This window comes from Variovorax paradoxus NBRC 15149 (assembly GCF_001591365.1).
Classification (GTDB): Bacteria; Pseudomonadota; Gammaproteobacteria; order Burkholderiales; family Burkholderiaceae_C; genus Variovorax; species Variovorax paradoxus.
The window spans coordinates 2,024,623-2,042,652 of record NZ_BCUT01000001.1; the positions used below are offsets into that span (position 1 = coordinate 2,024,623).

Annotated in this window: 18 protein-coding genes; 7 read left to right on the top strand and 11 right to left on the bottom strand. The window is 66.6% G+C overall.

Translation table 11 applies throughout. The annotated features are described in order from the left end of the window. Position 1: 1 nt before the first annotated feature. Positions 2 to 1,132: a type VI secretion system protein gene (locus VPA02S_RS09530; RefSeq protein WP_018904089.1), complete on the top strand. Its 1,131-nt coding sequence runs from the start codon at positions 2 to 4 to the stop codon at positions 1,130 to 1,132. Between the two features lie 22 nt (positions 1,133 to 1,154). Here VPA02S_RS09530 and tssJ read toward each other — a convergent pair whose 3' ends face one another. Continuing rightward, positions 1,155 to 1,583, bottom strand: coding sequence for a type VI secretion system lipoprotein TssJ (tssJ, locus tag VPA02S_RS09535; RefSeq protein WP_230537763.1), 429 nt, complete (start codon positions 1,581 to 1,583; stop codon positions 1,155 to 1,157). A 158-nt stretch (positions 1,584 to 1,741) separates the two neighbouring features. On the opposite strand from tssJ, the gene tssA reads away from it, so the two are divergent. The 6 genes from tssA (at position 1,742) to VPA02S_RS09565 (ending at position 6,726) form a co-directional block, all read left to right on the top strand. Continuing rightward, positions 1,742 to 2,773 (top strand): type VI secretion system protein TssA, encoded by a 1,032-nt coding sequence (gene tssA / locus VPA02S_RS09540; RefSeq protein ID WP_018904087.1) that lies wholly within the window; start codon positions 1,742 to 1,744, stop codon positions 2,771 to 2,773. 70 nt (positions 2,774 to 2,843) lie between these two features. After that, positions 2,844 to 3,362, top strand: coding sequence for a type VI secretion system contractile sheath small subunit (gene tssB, locus VPA02S_RS09545; RefSeq protein WP_062363560.1), 519 nt, complete (start codon positions 2,844 to 2,846; stop codon positions 3,360 to 3,362). Between the two features lie 41 nt (positions 3,363 to 3,403). Then, positions 3,404 to 4,897 (top strand): type VI secretion system contractile sheath large subunit, encoded by a 1,494-nt coding sequence (gene tssC, locus VPA02S_RS09550; RefSeq protein ID WP_018904086.1) that lies wholly within the window; start codon positions 3,404 to 3,406, stop codon positions 4,895 to 4,897. 146 nt (positions 4,898 to 5,043) lie between these two features. Then, positions 5,044 to 5,526 (top strand): Hcp family type VI secretion system effector, encoded by a 483-nt coding sequence (locus VPA02S_RS09555; RefSeq protein WP_012745711.1) that lies wholly within the window; start codon positions 5,044 to 5,046, stop codon positions 5,524 to 5,526. Positions 5,527 to 5,598: 72 nt separating this feature from the next. Next, positions 5,599 to 6,159: a hypothetical protein gene (locus VPA02S_RS09560; RefSeq protein WP_012745710.1), complete on the top strand. Its 561-nt coding sequence runs from the start codon at positions 5,599 to 5,601 to the stop codon at positions 6,157 to 6,159. Between the two features lie 27 nt (positions 6,160 to 6,186). After that, complete coding sequence (locus tag VPA02S_RS09565; protein ID WP_018904084.1) at positions 6,187 to 6,726, top strand: peptidoglycan recognition protein family protein; 540 nt, start codon at positions 6,187 to 6,189, stop codon at positions 6,724 to 6,726. 26 nt (positions 6,727 to 6,752) lie between these two features. Here the strand turns inward: VPA02S_RS09565 and VPA02S_RS09570 are convergent, their stop codons facing one another. The 10 genes from VPA02S_RS09570 to VPA02S_RS09610 form a co-directional block, all read right to left on the bottom strand. After that, complete coding sequence (locus VPA02S_RS09570; protein WP_018904083.1) at positions 6,753 to 7,592, bottom strand: PP2C family protein-serine/threonine phosphatase; 840 nt, start codon at positions 7,590 to 7,592, stop codon at positions 6,753 to 6,755. 55 nt (positions 7,593 to 7,647) lie between these two features. Continuing rightward, a complete protein-coding gene (gene tagH, locus VPA02S_RS09575) occupies positions 7,648 to 9,306 on the bottom strand; it encodes a type VI secretion system-associated FHA domain protein TagH (RefSeq protein WP_062363563.1) in 1,659 nt (552 codons plus the stop codon). Between the two features lie 113 nt (positions 9,307 to 9,419). Further along, positions 9,420 to 9,590, bottom strand: a complete 171-nt coding sequence (locus VPA02S_RS31960; protein WP_169804832.1) for a hypothetical protein — start codon at positions 9,588 to 9,590, stop codon at positions 9,420 to 9,422. A gap of 2 nt (positions 9,591 to 9,592) precedes the next feature. After that, positions 9,593 to 10,819: a TIGR02270 family protein gene (locus tag VPA02S_RS09580; RefSeq protein ID WP_244883421.1), complete on the bottom strand. Its 1,227-nt coding sequence runs from the start codon at positions 10,817 to 10,819 to the stop codon at positions 9,593 to 9,595. 50 nt (positions 10,820 to 10,869) lie between these two features. Next, positions 10,870 to 11,775 carry a beta propeller repeat protein gene (locus VPA02S_RS09585; RefSeq protein WP_018904079.1) on the bottom strand — a complete coding sequence of 302 codons (906 nt, stop codon included), beginning with the start codon at positions 11,773 to 11,775 and terminating at the stop codon, positions 10,870 to 10,872. Between the two features lie 23 nt (positions 11,776 to 11,798). Beyond that, on the bottom strand, positions 11,799 to 12,968 hold the full coding sequence (locus VPA02S_RS09590) for a PAAR-like domain-containing protein (protein WP_012745703.1): 1,170 nt from the start codon (positions 12,966 to 12,968) through the stop codon (positions 11,799 to 11,801). Beyond that, complete coding sequence (locus tag VPA02S_RS09595) at positions 12,965 to 13,996, bottom strand: 3-oxoacyl-ACP synthase (protein ID WP_062363569.1); 1,032 nt, start codon at positions 13,994 to 13,996, stop codon at positions 12,965 to 12,967. Before VPA02S_RS09595 ends, VPA02S_RS09590 begins: the two co-directional genes overlap by 4 nt. Next, entirely contained in the window at positions 13,993 to 15,114 is a 1,122-nt protein-coding gene (locus VPA02S_RS09600) for a DUF2169 family type VI secretion system accessory protein (RefSeq protein WP_012745701.1), read from the bottom strand. The genes VPA02S_RS09595 and VPA02S_RS09600 overlap by 4 nt, the downstream gene beginning before the upstream one ends. A 19-nt stretch (positions 15,115 to 15,133) precedes the next feature. Continuing rightward, positions 15,134 to 15,616, bottom strand: coding sequence for a DUF6484 domain-containing protein (locus VPA02S_RS09605; RefSeq protein ID WP_012745700.1), 483 nt, complete (start codon positions 15,614 to 15,616; stop codon positions 15,134 to 15,136). Between the two features lie 26 nt (positions 15,617 to 15,642). After that, a complete protein-coding gene (locus VPA02S_RS09610) occupies positions 15,643 to 18,021 on the bottom strand; it encodes a type VI secretion system Vgr family protein (protein ID WP_062363572.1) in 2,379 nt (792 codons plus the stop codon). Positions 18,022 to 18,030: the final 9 nt, after the last annotated feature.

The window sequence follows — 18,030 nt, forward strand, 5'->3', positions numbered from 1 at the left end:
CATGCCCGCCGCGTTGTTGCCTGCCCATTTCTTCTGGCTCCTGCTCGCGCTGTGCCTGGCCGGCTTTGCGCTGCTGTACGCCGCGGTCCACGACGCGGGCCGCGGTGCGCGCCGCCGCGCGCTGCGCCGGCGCATTGCCGCACTCGGCCCGCCGGCGGCCGAAGCCGACGAAGCCGCGATCGAATCCATGAGGGAGGCCATGAGGAAAGCCATGTCGCACGCACGCCAGTTCCTGCGCCAGCCATCGTGCCAGCAAGCCGCGCCGGTGCCCTGGTTTCTCTTTCTCGGCGATGCGGCGGCCAACCTGCCGGGGCTGCTGGCGGCGGCGCATGCCGAGCACCTGGCACCTTCGGGCAGCGAGCCTTTCGGCGAACCCTACTGGCGCTGGTGGCTCACCGGCTCGATGACGGCCATCGAGCTGCACCCGAGCGCCGTCAGCGACGTGGCCGCGGCGCCGCACACGCGCGCGCTGTGGCTCCAGGCGCTCCTCGCGCTGGCCGAGCGGCGCGACCGCGTGCCGATCAACGGCGTGGTGGCCTGCGTGGCGGCGAGCGAACTGCTGCACCCGTCCAGCGCAGGCATGAAGCCGCTGGCCGGCAGGATGCGCCGGCTGCTCGACGAGGCCGCGGACACCCTGCGCCTGCAGCTGCCGGTCTACCTGGTCGTGACCGGCCTGGAGCAGCTGGCCGGCTATGCCACGCTGCGCGGTGCGCTGCCGCCCGAGGTGCTCGCACAGGTGATCGGCCATCGCCTGGCCGGGCCGGCCGCCCACGGCGAGACCGCGGCCGAACGGCTCGATGCCCTGTTCGATCCCATGGCGCGCCAGCTGCATGCGCTGCGCATGGCGCTGCTGCGCGAACAGCCGGGCGCATCGGGCCGGCTCGCGATCCATGAGTTCATCGAGGCGCTGCGGGCGCTGCAGCCCGCATTGCGCGAAGTGGCCGAGGCCCTGTTCGAAAGCCATGGCCGCGGCTCGCGCGGCCCGCGATGGCGCGGCCTCTATGTGACGGCCGCCGCATCGGGTGCGGCCGGCGGCGCCTTCGTGACCGACCTGTTCGAGCGCTTCCTGCCCGCCGACCAGCCGCTCGCGCGGCCCGGCCGCGCGCCGAACGCCAGCGCGGCGAAGGCGTGAACGAGCGGCCCGCAGGCGAGGTTTATTTGCTGCTGTCGATGCGGATCTGCCGCGCGCCGAAGGTCACGGTGAGCGTCTGCGGCTTGCCGGGCTCCACGGCGCGCACTTCGCGCCAGCGCGCACGGTCGAGGTCGCGGAACGCGGCCATCACGCCGATGGCCTTGGCATCGGCCGGCAGCGTGAGGTCGAGCTTTCTGCTTTCGCCGGGGCGCAGCAGCATCTCTTCGCGCTGCACCAGCTCGGCGCCGAGCGTGGCCTGGTCCTTTTCGAACAGCGAGAAGAAGTCGGCCCCTTCGAAGGGGCCGGGCGACTTCAGCGCATAGATGCGCACCGTGAGCGGCGATGCGCGGCCGCGCGCATCGGGGTTGGCATCGGCACCGGCCGCGAGCGTGATCGACACCGGCGTGACCACGGGCTTGCTTGCGCAGCCTGCGATCAGGGCACCGGTCAATGCGAGGCCAGAGGCCAATGCAAGGCGCCGCGAGACCGCAGCAAAAGAGCGTCCATAGGACGAATGGTGTGTACCCAGCGTGCGCATGCTATTCCCTTCGTTGCATTGACCGGTTCGGACGCATCTTTGATTATCACCAGCCAACTCGAACAGGCAACATGCTGACCACCGAACTTGTCGAAGCCCTGCTCACGCCCATCGGCGAGGCCTCGCCGTGCGGCGACGATCTGGAGTACGACGCGGCCTTTACCGCGCTCACCACCGCAGCGCAGGGCAAGCCCGAGCAGCAGTTCGGCGACACCGTCATCCCCGCGGTGGAGCCGGAGTGGCGCGAGGTGGCCGAACAGTCCGACGCGATCCTGCGCCGCAGCAAGGACGTGCGCGCCGCCGTGCTGCTGCTGCGTGCTTCCACGCGGCTGCAGGGACTTGCCGGTTTCGTTGCCGGGCTCGAACTGCTCACCCGCCTGCTCGACAAGTTCTGGGACGGCATACATCCAAAGCTCGATGCCGAGGACGACAACGATCCCACCATGCGCCTGAACGCGCTCGCGCCGCTCGGCGACGAGACGATGGTCCTGCGCGACCTGTACGACGCGCAGGTGGGCATGGCACCCGGCGTGGGCGCGATCCGCGTGCGCGACATCGCGGTGGCCAACAACGCATTGAATGCGGTGGGCGGCGAAGCCACCTATTCGCCGGCTCAGATCCAGGGCGGCCTCGAAGCGCTGCATGCCGAGCGGCCCGAGCTGATCCAGGCCGCCATCGGCGTGCCCGGCGGGGTCGAGAAGCTGCAGGCCCTGCTGGTGGAGCGCACCGGCCGCTCCGACGCGATCGACCTCTCCCCGCTGCGCGCCATCGGCCGCATGCTGCAGAAGGCGTGCAGCGCTGCCATCGGTGCGCCCGAAGAAGCCGGCACCGCCGAAGAGGCGCAAGGCGATGTGCCGCAGGCCGGCGGCGCGCCGCGGCCCGCTGCCATGCGCGGCGAGATCCAGAGCCGGCAGGACGCGCTGCAGATGCTGGACCGCGTGATCCGCTTTCTCGAGCAGACCGAGCCCGGCAACCCCGCGCCGCTCCTGATCGAGCGCGCCAAGAAGCTCATCGGCGTGAGCTTTCTCGAAATCATGGCCAACCTCGCGCCCGGCGCGCTGGACACGATCGAGACCGTGACCGGCAAGCGTCCGTCCGAGTAGCCGGCTTTTCCCTTTCCTTTTTTTTCCTGTTGATCGAACCGCCTCATCTACCCCCGCAAGGAGCATCGCCATGGCCAAGAGCAGTCAGAAATTCATCGCCCGCAACCGGGCGCCACGCGTGCAGATCGAGTACGACGTGGAACTCTACGGCGCCGAGAAGAAGATTCAGCTGCCCTTCGTGATGGGCGTGCTGGCCGACCTGTCGGGCAAGCCGGCCGATCCGCTCGCGCCCGTGGCCGACCGCAAGTTCCTCGAGTTCGACGTGGACAACTTCGACTCGCGCATGAAGGCCATGAAGCCGCGCGCCGCCTTCGCGGTGGAGAACTCGCTGACCGGCGAAGGCGAGCTCAAGGTCGAGCTCACCTTCGAGAACATGGAAGACTTCTCGCCCGCTGCCGTGGCCAGGAAGGTCGGCGCGCTCGACAAGCTGCTCGAGGCGCGCACCCAGCTGTCGAACCTCGTGACCTACATGGACGGCAAGAACGGCGCCGAGGAACTGCTGGCCAAGGTGCTCGAGGACCCGGCCCTGCTGCAGTCGCTGGCGGCCACCGCCAAGCCCGACGACGAAGCGGCCAAGCCGACCGCCTGATCCCCCACACCCGACACACCGGACCCCCGAGGAGAACCACCATGGCCGAAGCACTCGAGCAGAGCGCACTCAAGGATGTCGCCTATGCGGGCAGCGATTTTTCGTCGCTCCTGCAAAAGGAATTCAAGCCGCGCAGCGACGAAGCCAAGAGCGCCGTCGAAGCCGCGGTGCTCACGCTCGCGCAGCAGGCGCTGAGCAACAGCACCGTCATCGGCAAGGACGTGACCAAGTCGATCCAGTCGATGATCGCCGCGATCGACGCCAAGCTGACCGACCAGGTCAACAAGATCATCCACCACCCCGACTACCAGAAGCTCGAGAGTGCGTGGCGCGGCCTGCACTACATGGTGAACAACACCGAGACCGACGAGCACCTGAAGATCCGGGTGATGGACATCTCGAAGACGGACCTTGCCAAGAGCCTGAAGAAGTTCAAGGGCGCGGCCTGGGATCAGAGCCCGATGTTCAAGAAGATCTACGAGCAGGAATACGGCCAGTTCGGCGGCGAGCCCTTCGGCGCGCTGGTGGGCGACTACCACTTCGACCAGAGCCCGCCCGACATCGAGCTGCTGGGCGAGATGTCCAAGATCGCCGCCTCGGCGCATGCGCCCTTCATCACCGGCGCGAGCCCCAACCTGATGCAGATGGAATCGTGGCAGGAGCTCGCCAACCCGCGCGACCTGACCAAGATCTTTCTCACGCCCGAGTACGCCGGCTGGCGGTCGCTGCGCGACTCCGACGACGCCAAGTACCTGGGCCTGTGCATGCCGCGCTTCCTGGCGCGCACGCCCTACGGCGCCAACACCAATCCGGTGGAGGAGTTCGACTTCGAGGAAGACACCGCGGGCGCCGACCACAGCAAGTACGCCTGGGCCAACGCAGCCTATGCAATGGCCACCAACATCAATCGCTCCTACAAGCTCTATGGCTGGGGTTCGCGCATCCGCGGGATCGAGTCGGGCGGCGCGGTGGAGAACCTGCCGCTGCACACCTTCCCGAGCGACGACGGCGGCGTGGACCAGAAGTGCCCGACCGAGATCGCCATCAGCGACCGGCGCGAGGCGGAGCTGTCGAAGGCCGGCCTGCTTTCGCTGATCCACCGCAAGAACTCCGACTTCGCGGCCTTCATCGGTGCGCAGTCGCTGCACAAGCCGGCCGAGTACGACGACCCGGACGCCACGGCCAACGCCAACCTGGCGGCGCGCCTGCCCTACCTCTTTGCCTGCAACCGCTTCGCGCACTACCTGAAGTGCATCGTGCGCGACAAGGTCGGCAGCTTCAAGGAGCGCGACGACATGCAGCGCTGGCTCAACAAATGGATCATGAACTACGTGGACGGCGACCCCGTCAACTCCTCCGAAGAGACCAAGGCCAGGAAGCCCCTGGCCGCGGCCGAGGTGGTGGTGGAAGAGGTCGAGGGCAACCCCGGCTACTACACCTCCAAGTTCTTCCTGCGCCCGCACTACCAGCTCGAAGGCCTCACGGTGTCGCTGCGGCTGGTGTCGAAGCTGCCCTCGGCCAAGGGCGGCAAGTAGCAACGGGCGGCATATGCCGTCGGGGGGCCTTTGAAAACGGGGCCCATTGCTCGTTCTCTCCATAGCTCCCGGGCACCACCGCCGACCAGGCACCGCACGGAAGCCCTTTTTTTCTCTGACTCGCACACAACTGAAAGGTAAGCATCATGGCTGCAGACATGTTTTTGAAGCTCGAGGGCGTCGACGGTGAATCCAAGGACGATTCGCACAAGAAGGAGATCGACGTTCTCTCCTGGAGCTGGGGTGCCAGCCAATCGGGCACCGGCCACGTGGGCGGCGGCTCGGGCGCAGGCAAGGTGAGCGTGCAGGACCTCTCGGTCACCAAGTACGTGGACTCCTCCTCGCACCTGCTGCTGCTCGACTGCTGCAATGGCCAGCACATCAAGAAGGGCACGCTGGTGGTCCGCAAGGCCGGGGCCACGCCGCTCGAGTACATCAAGCTCACGATGGAAGACATCATCGTCAGCAACATCCACACCGGCGGCAGCGGCGGCGAAGACCGCCTGACCGAGACCATCACGCTGAACTTCTCGAAGTTCAAGTACGAGTACACGCCGCAGAAGGCCGACGGTTCCGGCGACGGCACCAAGGAAACCGGCTGGGACATCGCCGCCAACAAGAAGGTCTGAGGCGCCTTGCGCCAACGGCCGCCCGGTGGACGGCGGCCGCCCCTTGATTGACCTTCCAGCCGGAGAGACGCGATGGCCACACTCAACACCACGGTCCTTCAGTGGGCCAGCGCACAGCTGGGCAAGCAGATCGGCGCGGGCGAATGCTGGGACCTGGCCAACTCGGCCCTCGGCCAGGCCGGCGCCGGCACCTCGTCGGACTTCGGCCCGATGGGCGACGACGACGATTACATCTGGGGCAACGAAGTCGCGCTCAAGGATGCGCTTCCCGGCGACATCCTGCAGTACCGCGACTACGAGATGACGACGACCACCACCACCGACGTCACCTTTGCCGATGGCACGGGCTGGACCGACAGCCCCTACGTAACGGTCGGCCATCCGCACCACACCTCGATTCTCTCCAAGAACCCGGGCACCGGCGCCATCACGGTGCTGGAGCAGAACCACCAGGGCAACAAGGAGCCCGTGCGCGCCAGCACGATCCGCTGGAAGGGCAGCTCCACCTCGACCACCACCCGCAAGCCGATGAAGCGGCAGGACAACGGCAAGACGGAGTCGGCTCTCGTGGTGGTCACGGTGGACGTGACGGTGAGCGGCAAGCTCAAGGCGTACCGGCCGAAGAAGCCCTGACACCTGCCAACGAACAGGAGTTCGAGCATGAGCAGCAAGTGGAACGACAACGACTATCACCCCTATGCGGATGAGTACTACCCGCTGAGCAAGCACTATGGCGGCCCGGGGGCTGCCGGCCTGATGAAGAAGACCGGCATCAAGGGGCTGATCGTCCACATCACCGACGGCAACAGCCTGCTCAGCTCGCTCAAGACCACCTGGGAAAACCGCGCGGCCTCGGCCCACTTCGCGGTGGACAAGGGCGGCACGATCGCGCAGTACATTCCGCTGTCGCAGCGCTCCTGGGCCGTCGACGGCTGGAAGGTGGACAACCTCTGGTACAGCGTGGAGAACGTCGCGGTGCACGGCGAGACGCTCACCGACATGCAGATCCGCATGAACGGCTATCTGCTCGCGTGGCTCAACGGGGAATACGGCGTGCCGCTGAAGCTCGCGGCCACGCCGGACGACAGCGGCCTGTCGTACCACGCGATGTTCACCAAGTCGAAGCCCTGCCCCGGCAAGCCGGTCATCGCGCAGCTGCAGGACATCGTGGACGCTGCCGTGGGATTGAACGGCGGCTAGATTCCCGCGGGTCCGGCCCCGGTTCGTCAATCCGGCAGTTTGCCGGGCGCCGCCGAAGGTTCCTCGATCGACGCCGGCATCGTCTCTTCCTCGGCCGCCGGCATCAGGCGCGTGGCGTCGTCGATGTCATCGGGAATCACCCACAGCGTGAGCGCCGTGTAGTTGTCGTACCCCGGCTTGGCGTGCGCCTTGATCTGCGCGTCGAGCTGCTCGGTCCACTGGCTGGGCGTGCGCGAGGCGTGCAACGTGTCGACCAGGCACTCGTCGCCCAGCGGCTCCCACACGCCGTCGCTGCACAGGAGCAGCACGTCGCCGGGCATCAGGCGCATGCGGTCGGACACCGTGATGTCGGGCGCTTCCTCGATCGAGCCGAGCGCCGAGAGCAGCATGTTGCGCTGCGGATGCAGGCGCGCGCCTTCCTCGTCGAGCATGCCGCCGGCCACCATCTGCTGCACCAGGCTGTGGTCGGTGGTGCGCGCCACGATGGCGCCGCCGCGGAACAGGTAGGCGCGGCTGTCGCCGCTGTGCACCCAGGCCAGCGCCTGGCTCTCCAGGTCGATGGCCGCGAAGACCACCGTGGAGCGCATGCCGGCAAGCTTGCCGCCTTCGGACTGCCGCGCCACCACGTCGCGGTTGGCCTGCTCGACCAGCGTGCGCAAGGTGAACTCGTCCAGCCCCGGCGCCGCCGAGAAGCCGCCCAGCACGCTGCTGCGCGTGGTTGCCGCCGCCACATCGCCGCCGCCATGGCCGCCGGCGCCGTCGGCCACCAGGCAGGCGACGTAGCGCTCGTCGTGCCAGTGGCCGTGGACGTCTTCGTTGTAGTTGCGGCCGCCCTGCCGGGACAGCGTGACGATTTCGATTTCCAAGCGGGGTGCCTCGCGTTTGCTGGTGCTGTTGTAGTGGTGCCTGAGAGAGCGTTCTTCAGGTGTCCGACTTGAGGCGCGCCATCTGCTCTTCATAGGCTTCGAGGAAGGCCTTGCCGAAGAGGTTGTGGAAGTCGTCTTCCGCCTCGCTCGCGATGCCGCCGTAGAGCGCGACGAACTGGTCCCAGAGCTTGGCCTTGCGGTTGGCGCTGAAGAGCGTGTCGAGCGCCGACTTCGCGCTGATCTTCTTCTCGAGCTCTTCGGGCTCGAAGCGCGCAATGACATGGGCCAGCGCCGCGCGCATGCCCACCATCACGCCGAACTGGTGCGCGCGCAGGTCGTTGAAGGCATCGCGCATCGCAGCTTCCGGCGGCATGAAGCCGCGCACGCCCGGGCCCAGCAGGTGGGCTAGCGCGACCTCGACGGTGGGCGAGAACTTGAGCGGGTTGTTGGCCTGCGCCGCGATCATCGTGACCTCGGCACGCACCTCGCGCTTGAACTCCTGGCGCGTGAGCAGGAGCTGCAGCGTGCCTTCGGTAGCGCTGCGCAGGATCGAGCCGATGCGCTCCATGAGGCCGGGCGTGAGCATCTCGGGCGGCTGGTGCGTACTGGCAAGGCCGCGCAGGAAGGCGGCGAGCAGTTCGTCGTCGGAAGCGGTGCGCGGCGCTGCGGCGGGCGCCCGCTGGACGGGCGCTGGCGCTGGCGTCGGCGGTGGTGGTGGCGGCAGCGGCTCGAACGGCCGGCTCGCGACCTCAGGGCCGCTGATGCGTATCGGCTGCCCTGTGATGTCGTCGAAGCGCGGCAGCGCTTCCACCGGCGCGGCGGCCGGAACCGGCGTGATCGCCTTCGGCGGCGTGAAGCCGAACTGGTCGATCGGCAGGTGATCGGAGCGCGGCGTCGGCGTGGGCGGCGCCGCGCTCTGCAATGCGGCCAGCGGATCGGCGGACGAAGCCGTGTTCGGCTGCAGCAGCGGGTCGGCCAGCGGCGACAGCGCGAGCGGATCGCCGCCGATGCCGCCGCCACCGCCCATGCCGCCGAAGAGCTCGTCGATGCCGGCGGCCTTGCCGTGCGCGGGCGGCGCGCCGAGGTCGGAGAAATCGTCGAGCGCACCGAAGCCTGCGGCCGGCGCAGCGGACGGCGTGGGCCCGAGCAGGTTGGCGAAGGGATCGACCTGCGCGGCCTGCGCGTTGCGCGAGCCGCTTTCCATCGGGTCGGGAAAGAGCAGCGGATCCGCGCTTGCCGGCGCGGCCGCCCTGGCACCGGATGCACGGGCCGCGGCAGGCGCGGGCGATCCGAGCCCCGCAAGCAGGTCGGCAAAGGGATCGTCGCTGGTGCTGGCCGCGGGGGCGGCGCCGAGCGGCGCCGACATCACGGTGTTGGGAATGGCCAATGCCGGCGGCGCGGCCGCGCTCATGCGCACGCTGAGTTCGAAGCTGCCCACGATCAGCCGCGCGCCATCCGCGAGCGGAGCCTCCTTGCCCGAGCCCAGCGACACGCCGTTGCACTGCATCGGATTGCTGCCGCGGTCGATGACGAAGTACTGGCCGTCGCGGCACAGCACCTGCGCGTGCACGCGCGAAACCGTGCGGTCCGGATCGTCGAGCACCAGCGTGTTGGTGTCGGCGCGCCCGATGGTGCCCCCGTTGGGCCCGAAATCGGCAGCGATGGGCTGCCCCGCCGGAGCGCCTTGCCGGGTGATGACAGCGATATGGATCATGAATCTGCCCCCGAGGCTCTATGCCCTTCTACGCCCGAACACAGCCCGCGCATGCACGGGCGAAAAAACTCAGAAGGAGTATTCATTCCGTGGAGCGGGTTGGCAATCTCGCCTTAAGAGGTATGCCATTGCAGCCAGGCGGCGACGGCGGTGAAGATGAGGGCGATGAGGAGGCAGGTGCGGATGGCGGGATCGGGGCGGCGCCTCGTGTTGCGCACCCGGCGCATCGCAGCCGCGATCAGGAAGGCGACGGCCAGCGCGGCAAGGATGTACCGAGCCTGCATGGCTACGCCTCCATCTGCGACAAGAGCCACTGCTGGCGCCAGGCCGGCGCTGCCGCGTTGAACAGCGGCCTGCCCGGCGCCATCAGCGACAGGTGCTCGGCGGCGGCGATACGCTGGCGCTGGAACCCCGTCTTGAGCACGGCGAGGCAGTGCCCCTGCGTGACTGGTTCGCCCACGAAGCATCGGATGCCGTGCGGAAAGCGGTGTCCGTCGGCTTGCCACCATGCATCGATCTTTTCGGCATCGGGCCAGGGAAGGCCTTCGTCCTCGTCCATGGCAACGTCTTCGTCGTCCGGGTTGTCATTGGGGCCGGCCACCGGGTTCTCCGGAGGCTTCAGCTCGAGATCTTCGGCGGCGAGGTCCAGCCCGGTGATCGTGCTGAAGGATTCGCCGGCCAGCCTCGCGAGCTTCAGGTCGCCCATCTGCGCGATGAGCCAGGGCACGTAGTGCGGGTCACCGGCGGCACCGATGCCGCGGATCAGGATGCGGACCGAGTCCTCCTTCCGGGCAATCGACTGAAGCAGCGCATGGGCCTGTTCGGCAGGGAGGACCTTGAGCGCCAGCATCGCAGCTGCCGGCTGGCAAGGACCGCCCTCCCCCGCGAGCACAACGAGCGTTCGGAGCGCGGCCTGCCGGTCGCCGAGCAGCAGCGCTGCGCGGGCCGATTCGAAGCGGTGCTGGGCGTCCTCGTGCATCAGCCCGCCCAGGCAGCCGGGCAGCAGATCGATGCGGCCCAGCTTGCCGGCGACAACGATGGCCTGCGCGGAGTGCTCTTCATCGGCCATGGCGGTTTCGAGCACAGTTTGCGGGTCGGCATGATGCATGGCGCATGCGGCCAGGCCGATGTCCCGGCGAAAGGCATGCGGCGAATCCAGCAGTGCGCGGGTGATGCCGCGCAACTCGGGGGCCGGCACCCAGCCGAAGGCGGAGACCAATCCGACCCGCGCCTCGGGCACGGCTTCTGCGAGCGACAGCAGTCTTTCGAGCAGCGCGGGGTCGCGGGTGTCGATGGCACCGATGGCGTTCGCGAACATCGCTCCCCGCCCCGGGGTTTCGAGGGCCGCCATGCAGAGACCGCGCGCGAAGTCGCCGGCGATCGCCAGTCCATCGAGGCTCGCCGCCAGGCGCTCGTCCAGGCGGCTCAGCCGGTGCAACTGGACATGCGGGGCGCGGACCAGCACCGCGCGTGTCGAGCGCAGCACACTGGCGTTGTCGAGGTGCTGCTGCACGACGAAAGGGATGGAAGGGCGAGCAGCCGCAAACATCGGGTGGGCTGTGTTCACAGGGTCGGGGTCTGCGCGGTCCACACAATGGCATCGGTCGTCCAGGCGAGCTGCAGCGTGCCGAACGACCACAGAACGCCATCGTTGGCATGAAGGTATCCAAACGAAGTCAGCCCGGGAACGGCAACCTCTTCGAACGTCGCGTCGGGCAGGAGCTTGAACAATCGCGTCGAGGTAGCGGCAAACAATTGCCCGCCAAACCATTCGAGATCCCAGATGTCCTCACCGCCTGGTATCTGCGCAAGGACGCGCCACGCGTCATCCACAAAACCGAGAACGAGCCCCATCTTTCCAGCTGCGAATACGAGGTGCTTCTTGAAAGTCCTGACGACATGGAGCGTCAAGTTGGTGGGACTCGCCATCTCCGACCATTGCAAGCCGCTTGCACGCCAGATCTCACCGCGATATCCGACAGCCCATATCTCGTCTTCATCCACGCCGTCGATCGACGTGAAGCCACATATGTCGATCTCGCCCGGAACTGGCACCTTTGGCGGGTCCAGCACCTCCCAGACACCTGCATCCGCCCTTCGATAGACCTGTCTGCCCATGCCGGCCGCGTACAAACGCCCGGCGATCGCGCGGAGAACACGAAGCGGGCCTCGTCCCCGAGGCCCGGTGTCCGTCGTGTTGATGCTCTCCTCCGAATACCCTCCGTAGCCGAGACCGACGGTTCCGTCGCCGCCGAGTGCGAAGACACATGGTTGCGGAAGTTCGAGCTGCGCCAGCCGGACCGGCATCCACTGCATCGGGAAAAAAGTCCAACCCGCTTGAGGCCCATGCCAACGGGCAAGCGCCGGTTGCTTGCCGTCATCGACCTCGATCTCGCAGATCACCCTCACCGAGTGATCGTTTTCAACGAGACCAGGACCGAATTGGAGAAAAAAGGATTCTGAGGCCATGGCATGCGGATTGAAGATTGAAATCAGAAGCCCTTGGCAAGCACCGTGAGCAAGCGCCGGCCAAGTTTTGCCTCCTGGCCGGAATTCAACGTACCCGTCGAGCGGCCATCGGACCCCATGTCCGATCGCACCGGCGTGTGCTCATCGCATCCGGGGCCATCCGGCGGAGGCTTCTTGTGATAGTCGTCGAGTTGCGCCTTGGTGCATTCCGGGTCGCATTCGGGCATGACGATCGTCTGGGCAGCGACACCCGCATCCCTGGCTTCGCCATAGGTCCAGTTCGAGATGCCTTTGCCGTCGCTCATCACTGTCTTGGGCGCAAAAAGGCGCTTGTTGTAGGCCGTTTCGATTTGCTGCTGCACCGCATGAAACTCACCATGCTGCTTGGCCTCTCGTGGACCATCGACGCACATACATGGAGCGGCTCCCTGGTTGTACCCCTCCCCGCTTGCATTCTTGAATTCGGACATGACATGTCCTCCTTCTCTGCCGCCGATCGGCGTAAAGCAATGGACCTCGATCAGGTGATGCGGCGTTTTTCCCGGGCAGCAATTGCCTTGCGAATTCTTTCCATCGCTGTGCTTGGCGCTTGGGGCGTAAGGCGACAGGACGCACTTCATGGCGTCTCGGCACGAGGAGTCCGGGTTGTCGCACATTTTCTTGACCCAGCCCTTGCGTTGGTGCGGCTTGGGCGGAGGCCCGCATTTATCCGTCAGTGCCTTTGCCACGTCCTTGCATGGACCGGTGCCTGCAAACGCTGCTTCGTCGATGTACGGCCAGGGCGGCGCATTCCCCGGCGACGATGCATGGTTGTGCGTGGTGAGGTCGACATTGCGCACAACGTTCTCGCCCTCCACCTTGACGTCCATCGACCACGCGTTGAAGTACACCTTCCCCATGTTCTTGCTGGTCACGACCCCCTTCTTGGGCGCGCATCCCGCCTCGTCTCCGGTGCTTTTCTTGAAATAGCTCTTGTTCTTGAGCATCACCTCCTGGCCTGATATCTGCACGGTCGTCGAACCATCGCTCGTGTCGGTGGCCATGCCGGTGTTCGGATACGGGATCGGCACGCCGGGCGGCGTTGCCGGCGTCTGCGGCGGCGTGAAGCACACATCCGGGAACGCGCAGACCGACTTGCCCGCCGCCTGCTTGCACGATATCTCCATGTTGTTGGCATAGACTTGGTTGCTCATACCGGCATCCGATACTGCAGGCAGAGCGCCGCTCGCTGCCCCGCGTCGTTGGCCAAGTGCGCGAGGATATTCGGCCCCTTGGCGTACTGTTTCTCGCAGGCAGCCTGGGCCGCAGAAACGATGGCGAGCCCTACCGCGGCGCCGATCTCGCCAGTGCATTCGGCGGGATGCCAGATGTCAAACTCCTTCTTTCGGACATGCAACGTGCGCGAGAGTGCCAGCGCAGCCTCCTTGAAGTAGTACTGTTCTCCCGAAAGATCGGTGATGCGGAAGTCCATCTGATGCATCTGGCACCCCGCATCGGCCAGCGCAGCCTTGACAGCCTGGGAGAGCCCCTCGGCGCGCAGCGGCACCTCGCTTTCGACATGAGCCTCTTCGAGACCGAATCCGACGCCGGTGCAGAGCAGTTCTCCCGCGTTTCCCTCCGGTTCACCCAGCAACATCGCGCCGGCCGCCTCGCCCGGCATGAAGCCATTGGAATTTCGGGCCGTCAGCAGGCGATCACTCTGCTCGTAGTGGCTCAGCGTCGACCATGAGAGCAGGCTGTCCGTAGCGGCAACAAGCACTTGTGGCATGCCGGACTCGATCAATAGCGCACGCGCCTGCGCGAACGCCACGGCAACCCCGACACGGCCCTGCGCGATGATCTGCGATTGGGGCGCAAAGGCAGTGCCGAGCTCTTCCTGTATCTGCAGGAAGAGCTCGTCGTCCAGCCCCGGTGTCCGTCCGGGCCGCATCGGCTCCGCCACGCAGAGGATCAAGGGCAACTGTCCCCACTGGCTGCGTGGCACTTCTCCCAACGCTTCCTCGATTGCCATGGCGGCCATCCTTGTCAGCTTGGGGAGCCCGCGGCACAAAGGCGCCAGCGGCACCTCGTGCGCCATGATCCACTCTCCGCCCGCGTCGATGAAGCGCGTCTCGACGGGGTTCGCCAGCTTGGCCCGGAACGCGGCGCAGCTCGATTCGGCGTCCAGCCCCACCGGCGTCACCAGGCCGCTGCGAAGAATGGCGATTGCACGCGAATTCATTCGGTTTCAACCTCATCTGAGGTCATCGGAATCATCACAACCGGAATCGGGAAAGGGACCTGCTCGCGCTGCTGCCACCACTCCCGTCCCTTCTTCCCAACCAGCACCTGTGCGATCTCGAACAGGCTCTTTTTGAGCGGCCTCGTCACTCGCCACGACAGCGTGAAGCGCTGCGCATCGGGCTCGATCACCACCGTGTCGAGCGTGGCTGTGTAGTCCTCGCGCGCCCCGTGTCTGGGAAATACATGCACCGGCGCCACCAGATGCGGAATGGTGAAGCGCGTGATGCCCTCTGGCGTGAGATTGCCGAGCACCACATCGATCGGTGCCTGCTGGAACAGCTCCAGCGGTACCTGCTGGTCCATCGGCGCTGCCTGGAAGTACTGCGGATCGAAATCCGGCGGCAGAAACGGAAAGTGCTTGTCCAGCCACTCGTCATCGTAGGTACCGGCGAAGCACGACCGAGTGGACCAGCCGCGCCCCACGGGGCCGAAGGCCATTGGCCGGTAATTGCCGCCCGGGTCGTGCACCGCATGGCCGATTTCCTCCGTGCGCGGCAATGGGGTCCCGTCGACCCAGTCCATGCGGATGTGCTTATGGAAACCAAGACCCACGGGGTTGGGCATGAAAGCAGCATGTTCCGACAGATCTTCATGCCGGAGGTCGGCGCCGCCAAAGGCAACGTCGTACGACAGCGGCTGCTGCACGAACACGCCGGGCGGCGAGGCCGTAGCGCCCAGCGGCCCGCATTCCCAGTGGCGCGGACCGACAACCGCCAAGCTCTTGCTCCAATTGCCCGCGCGCACACCGGCCTCGATCCGCGTGGCGGGTCGCCCCTGCGGTGCGTAGGCGCTGCCCAGCAACAGGATGTCGCAGCGCTGCTTGTGCGGCGCGAAGTCGACCTCATAGACCGGCGCGGAGAGTCCCGGCTCGCCGGTAAAGGTATCGGCCATCACGAGCGGCACCTGTTCCTCGTGCAACGCGAAATGACCGGCGGGCGCATCGGGCGGCGGCATGCGAAAGGTACCTTTGATGACCACCACGAGCGATTCCCGCCCACTGGGCTCCAGGCCCATGTTGTAGCTGGCGACCATGCGAGTGGCGTTGATCAGTTCCACGAGCTTCTCTCCGGGTGCATCAGTTCAGTTGCACCGAACCGCCCTTGATGCGATTGACACCCGTCGAACGGCTCGACACATAGCTGCCCTGGATCAGCACCTTGCCGGCCTTGGTGAGCGTGATGCTGGCCTTGCCACACCGCAGCACGAGCTGCTCCTTCGCACTCACGGCGATCCGGCTGCCGTCAGCCTCCACATCGACCTGCGGTGGCATCGCGGGCAAGGGCGATCCGTCCCCGCTGCGCAGCACGCCCATCACGACGGGCCGGGCCGGGTCTGCCGCCTCGAACATCAGCACGACCTGCCGGCCGATGTGCACGCCATGCAGATCGACCACGCTGCGCGCGCGCACGGCCGCGGTGCCGGGCTGGCCCGGGAACACGACAAGGGGCGTGCATCCCTCGTCAGTGATGGCGACGAGTTCGCCCGTCGCCACGGCATTCCACGTCATGGTGGCCGTGGCCACCTGCAATTGCGCTTCGATCAGATCCCTGCCGCTCATGGTCGGTTCTCCGTCATGTGATGGATTCAGTTCTGCAAGATCTTCGAGCCCTTGATCACCACGTCGCTGCTGGCCTTGACGTTGATCTTTCCGGAGCCTTCGATCGTGATGTCCTTGCCCTTGATCACAATGGTCCCGTCCTTCTTCATCGTGATGCTGGCGCTGCCTGTCTTGATGGAGATGGAGTCGCCCGCATCGATCACGAGGTTCTTCCCAACGGTGAGCGCGTCGTCCTTGCCCACGCTGGATGTGCGCCCTTCGCCCACGCTGCGCGACTCGTTCTTGCCCACGGTGGTGGAAAGGTCCGCCCCCACATCCACCGACCGGTTCGCCCCGATGCTGCTCGACTGGTTCGCGCCCACATTGATCGTCTGGCTCGCCCCCACCGTCACCGCCTGCATCGCCCCCACCGTGATCTCCTGCGCCGCGCCCACGGTGATGGTCTCGTTGATCCCCACCGAATGCGTGCGCTGCAGTGCCACCGTGGCCGTCTCGCTCGCGCCCACCGTGATCGAGCGGTTCTGGCCGATGGAGATGGTCTCGTTCAGGTCCACCGTCTCCGTGCGGTTCTGGTGGATCGTGATGGTCTCGTTCTTGTCCACCGTTTCGGTGCGCTGGCCGTGCACGGTGATGGTCTCGTTGTTGTCGACCGTCTCGGTGCGATCGTGCTTGACGTGCGTGGTCTCGTCGTGGTCGATGGTCTTGGTGCGGTCGTGGCCCACCCAATGGGTCTCGTCGTTCTCGACCTCGATGTCCTGGTTTTTTTCGGCGTGCAGGTACACCTGCTCCGACCCCTTCTTGTCCTCGAAGCGGAACTCGTTGCAGTTGGACGCGCTGCCCTTGGGCGTTGAGCGCGTGCGAAAGCCGCTCTGCGTGTGCGAGCCGAAGGGGATCGGCTGGTCGTCGTTGTAGACGCGGCCCACGATGATCGGCCGGTCGGGATCGCCATTCAGGAAGTCGACGATCACCTCCTGCCCGATGCGCGGAATGAAGTACCCGCCCCAGCCCTTGCCCGCCCAGGGCTGCGACACGCGCACCCAGCAGGTGGACTTCTCGTCGCTCTTGTCGTAGCGGTCCCAGTGGAAGTGCACTTTCACGCGGCCGAAGTCGTCGGCGTGGATCTCTTCGCCGGCCGGCCCCACCACGATGGCCGATTGCGGCCCGGGCATGACGACGCGCGGCGTGAGGCGTGGCGGGCGGAACGGCACGTCGACGGGAATCGCGGTGATCAGGAAGGCACTGGTGCCCTGCAGGTCGGTGCGCAGCGCGGGCGCGTCGGCGATCAGCGCCTCGAGTGCGGGCCGCGCCTGGGCATTGACGGCATCGTCGTCGAGCGCCTCGCGCAGCGCCTGCTCGATGGGCATCCTCGGCGTGGCATGGGGAATGCTCTCGTAGCCCGGGTGGCTCGCCGCGAAGATGCAGGCGGCGATCACGTAGTCGCCATCGCGCGTGCCGTCGGGGTCGCCCTCGAAGGTGAAGCTGCGCCCCGCCGCCACGTCGGGCCAGGTGGTGAGCGCCCAGTGGCGCTGGCGGCGCGCGACGATCTCCTCGCCGCGCAGCTTGCCCTTGTCGTCCGCATCCGCACCCGTGAAGTAGCCGCCGGCAAACTCGAAGGCCTCGAATTCGGCCAGCTCGTGCTTGTCGGGCTGGCCGCCCGCGGCCTCGAGCTTCTTCTTGATGGCCTTGAAGTCGCTGTCGCGCGAGGCGTAGGTGCCGGTGTCGAACTGGCGTGCGCTCACCCAGCGCGAGATCTCGTTGTGGCGCGCCTCGGTGGTGTCGGTGGCCATGTGGCGCAGCGTGCCCTCCACGGGCAGCTTGTCGTGCGCGATGTCGCTGGCGTCCGACAGGTGCATGGTGCCGGGCGCATCGTGCGCGTCGAACCAGTAGTAGATGCCTTCGTCTTCCAGCAGCCGCGACAGGAACTGGTAGTCGCTTTCCTGGTGCTGCACGCAGTAGCGGCGCGGGTTGTGGGTGCCGATGACGTTGCTGGTCCTGGTCTTCTTGAAGCGCCTGATCGGGCTGTCTTCAAGGACCGCGTCGAGCACTTCGAGCACCTTCTTTTCCTGCAGGATGCGCGAGTTGATGCGCTTGGTGAGAAGCCAGAACCACGAGCGCAGGCCGATGCGGTATTCGAAGTGCCGTCCCACGTGGCCGGTGCGCTCGAAGCGCACGGCGTGGCCCTGGCAATGGCGCTCGTGCATGCCGCCGTCCTTGTCCTGGAACTGGATGACCACGTCGAAGGCGCGGCCGAGGATGTCCTTGGCATCGAGCGCATGGTTCTTGGACAGCACGGTGAGCTCGTAGCTCGACGAGCGCGCGAGCGCCTCATGGCCCACGATGCGCCAGAACATCAGTTCGCCGTTGGCGGGCGAATCGCTTTCGATGCGGAACTCGTGATCGGCCATGTGCTTCGG